The following is a 1,281-nucleotide window of genomic DNA, read 5'->3' as shown; positions in this document are numbered from 1 at the left end:
CAGGCCACGCGAGAAGCGCGAGACGGGAGAGCAGGATCTTTTCCGCTCCAGGCTCGATCAGATCATCAACATGAAGCACGAGCTGGTGTGCCTGGCGCAGGCGATCGACTGGCCGGTGCTGGAGGAGCGTTTCGGTGCGGTCTATTCGGACGGTCCCGGCATGCCGCCGCTGCCGACCCGGCCGATGGCGGGGCTGGCGATCCTCAAGCACACCTTCAACCTGTCAGACGAGGTGCTGTGCGAGTGCTGGGTGGAAAACCCCTACTTCCAGTATCTGTGCGGCGAGGAGTTTTTCCGCCACGCACTGCCCTTCGACCGCTCGTCGATGACGCGCTGGCGCAGCCGCATGGGCGAGGAGCGGATCGTCGCGCTTTTGCAGGAAAGCCTCAGTATTGCGGTCAAGACCGGGGCGATGAAGCCGACCGACACGCGCCAAGTGATCGTGGACACGACCGTGCAGCCGAAGAACGTGATGTTCCCGACCGACGCCAAGCTCATCCACCGGGCCCGCGAACGGCTGGTGCGGCTGGCCAAACGGGCGGGCTGGATTTGCGCCAGACCTATGTGCGGGTCGGCAAGCTGGCGCTGATCAAGCACCGGCGCCTACGCCCACGCCAAGCAGTTCAAGCGGGCCAACAAGGCGCTGCGCAGGCTCAAGACCTATCTCGGCCGGACCATTCGCGACATCTCCCGCCAGATCGCCGGCGATGCGGAGCTGGACGCGCTCTTCAAATGGTCGCTCTACCAGGCCTCCACCGTTCTCGAGCAGCGTCAGCGCCAGCGCGGCCGCAAAATCTACAGCCTGCATGCGCACGAGGTGGAATGCATCGGTAAGGGCAAGGCGCATGCGCCCTACGAGTTCGGGGTGAAGGTGTCGGTGGCCACCACGCTGAAGCGCTCAAAGGGTGGCCAGTTTGCCCTGCATGCAAAAGCGCTGCCCGGCAATCCCTATGACGGCCACACGCTCGCAGCGATCATCCCTGACATGGAAAAGACCATCGGCAATGAGATCAGCCGCGTTCTCGCCGACGCCGGCTATCGCGGCCAGAACGCACCGGAGAGCCACAAGTTCAGGGTCTTCACCAGCGGCCAGAAACGCCGTGTCACCCCAGCCATCAAGCGCCAGATGCGCCGCCGCTCCGCGATCGAGCCCGTGATCGGCCACATCAGGCCGAGCACCGGATGGGCCGCAACTATCTCGCCGGCAAGCAGGGCGACGCCGTCAACGCCATCCTGGCCGCCGCCGGCTACAACTTCTCCCTCCTGCTCAGGTGGCTGAAG

The 1,281-nt window shown here is 64.9% G+C and carries 1 pseudogene; it reads left to right on the top strand.

Annotated features, from left to right (window positions below):
• Positions 1 to 1,281 (top strand): annotated as a pseudogene (locus tag NKH59_RS33325) (IS5 family transposase); the annotation flags it as partial.

Source organism: Mesorhizobium sp. M0998 (genome assembly GCF_040318885.1).
Lineage (GTDB): Bacteria > Pseudomonadota > Alphaproteobacteria > Rhizobiales > Rhizobiaceae > Mesorhizobium.
This window is presented reverse-complemented; position numbering and strand designations above follow the sequence as displayed.